The organism is Actinoplanes sp. NPDC021490 (assembly GCF_055562135.1).
In genome coordinates this window covers 1-2,401 of the sequence record NZ_JBVHFW010000040.1, presented here as the reverse complement: position 1 = coordinate 2,401, position 2,401 = coordinate 1, and the positions used below count along the sequence as shown (strand labels likewise).

Genomic DNA, 2,401 nt, shown 5'->3' with positions numbered 1-2,401 from the left:
TGCTTGATATGCAGGTAATCCTTGGTGATCCACGGCATGTTTGTGCTGGTGGATCGGGTGGTGAGGGGTGCCTGGATGTCGGCGTGGAGTGGTTTGCGGTTGGTGCGGTCTCGGGACGCGGCTGGTGGTCTGGTCGTGCGGTTCGGGGTGGCGTTGCTGGATGCGTATCTGGAGTTTTTGGCGGTGCGGTCACGGCCGAACACGGTCGTCGCGGTCGCCTATGACTTGAAGGTGTTCTTCACCGTGGTCGGCAAGGCGCCGAGCCGGGTCGTCGCAGCGGACGTGCTCGCGTTCGTGACCGCGCAGTATGCCGGTGGCCCGGCCCAGCGGTTGCAGATCGCCGGCGACGGTGGTGGGGTGTCGGCGCGGACGGTCCGCCGCCGGTTGTCGAGCGTGTCCGGGCTGTTCGCGTTCCTGCAGGCCCGCGGTGATGTCGAGGCGAACCCGGTGCCGCGGGGACTGCCGACGCGCCGGGAACGGCAACGTCCCCGCCAGGGTGTTCCGCTGGTGCGGGTTCCACGGACTCTGCCGCGGATTCTGCAGCCGGTCCAGGTGGATGCGTTGCTGGCGGCGCTGCGCACGCATCGGGACCGGGCGATGGCCGAGGCGATGGTGCTGGGCGGCCTGCGCCGGTGCGAGGTTCTCGGCCTGCGCCTGGAGGATCTGCAGGTCGCCGCCCGCCGGGTGTTCATCGCCGACGGCAAGGGCGGTCATCAGCGGCAGATCCCGGTCTCCGGCCGGTTCTTCGCCTCGGTCGCTGCCTACCTCGACGCCGAACGCCCGCCCGGCATCGACACCGACCGGCTGTTCGTCGTGTTGAAAGGCCCGCGGCGGGGCCGTCCGTTGTCCGCGGCCGGGCTGGATCAGATCCTGGACTCGGCCCGGCAGCGAGCCGGCCTGAGCAAAGTGACCTGCCATCAACTGCGGCACACCTGCCTGACCCGATTGCGGGAGGCGGGCATGGCGCTGGAAGCCGTCCAGGCCCAGGCCGGACACGCCTCGATCGAGTCCACCCGGATCTATCTGCACCTGGCCGACGACTGGCTGGCCTCGCAATACCGGCGGGCCGCCGAGGCGATCGACGCGCAACTGTTCTCCGGCAAACCGTTGCCCCGCAACGGCTTTGACATTATCGAGGGTGGACGATGACCGGCTCGCGGCGGCTCCCCGGCTGGGACCCGCTGGCCGCCACGATCCCCGACATAGTGACGCCGATGCGCCGCTATCTCGACCAGCTGGCCCACATCCTACGGCCGGGCAGCGTGAAAGGCGCCGACCTGGCCCTGCGATCCCTGGCCGCGTTCCTCGTCGAGCAGACGCCCGAAGTCCGGTTCATCGCCGACATCCGGCGCCGGCACATCGAGGACTTCCGGACCTGGCTGAACACCAGGTCCGGATACCGCACCGCCCAGCTCACCCCAGCCACCCTCGCCCACCGTCTCGGCACGCTGCGCATGTTCTTCGTCCGGATCACCGACTGGGAATGGCCCGAAGCACCCGCCCGGATCCCGATCATCCCCGCCGACCTGCCCCGCCAAGACCACCCGCTGCCGAAAGCACTCGACGACCCGTCCGCGGCGAAACTGCTGCGCGCCGCCCAAGCCGAACCCCGCCTGCTCGTCCGCGTCGTCGTCGAAGTCCTGTTACGCACCGGACTGCGCGTCGGCGAGTTCACCGCACTGCAAGCCGACGCGATCGTGCTCATCGGCGCCGCGCACTGGCTGCACGTCCCCGTCGGCAAACTCCGCGAAGACCGCTACCTGCCTTTGCACCCACACCTGATCACCCTCATCGGTGACTACCGCACCGCCCACGTCGACGCCGACAACCCCCTGCTGCTACCCCGGGAGAACGGCCGCCCCCTCGACCGGCACACCGTCACCAGGCTCATCAACAAAGCCGGCACCGCAGCCGGCCTGAACCACATCCACCCGCACCAACTCCGGCACACCCTGGCCACCCAGGCCATCAACCGCGGCATGACCCTCGAAGCCATCGCCGCCCTGCTCGGCCACCGCAGCCTCGACATGACCCTGCGCTACGCCAAAATCGCCAACCGAACCGTCGCCGACGAATACTTCGCCGTCACCGAGAAAGTCGAATCCCTTTACCAGCAAGGAAAACCACTACCCGCCGACACCATCGGACCCCGCATGGCACGGCTACGCCGCGAGCACCACCGGCTCCTCGGCAACGGCTACTGCACCCGCCCACCCGAACTCGACTGCGCCTTCGAAGCCATCTGCGAAACCTGCACCTTCTTCCAAACCAGCATCGCATTCCGGCCCACCCTGCAAGCCCAGCACGACCACGCCGCCGCACACGACCAAACCCACCGCGCCGACCTGTTCACCCGGCTCCTGAACGGCCTGGACCAACAAGCATCATGATCGACTTGACA

The 2,401-nt window shown here is 68.4% G+C and carries 2 protein-coding genes; both read left to right on the top strand.

Going from position 1 to position 2,401, the window contains the following annotated elements:
- The first annotated feature begins 102 nt into the window (after nucleotides 1–102).
- Nucleotides 103–1,149: a tyrosine-type recombinase/integrase gene (locus ACZ3I4_RS47810; protein WP_465388840.1), complete on the top strand. Its 1,047-nt coding sequence runs from the start codon at nucleotides 103–105 to the stop codon at nucleotides 1,147–1,149.
- Nucleotides 1,146–2,390: a tyrosine-type recombinase/integrase gene (locus tag ACZ3I4_RS47805; protein ID WP_465388839.1), complete on the top strand. Its 1,245-nt coding sequence runs from the start codon at nucleotides 1,146–1,148 to the stop codon at nucleotides 2,388–2,390. Before ACZ3I4_RS47810 ends, ACZ3I4_RS47805 begins: the two co-directional genes overlap by 4 nt.
- The last annotated feature ends 11 nt before the right edge of the window (nucleotides 2,391–2,401 follow it).

Coding starts and splice junctions, on each gene's coding strand:
- ACZ3I4_RS47805 (WP_465388839.1), top strand. CDS start 1,146: ATGACCGGCTCGCGGCGGCTCCCCGGCTGGGACCCGCTGGCCGCCACG.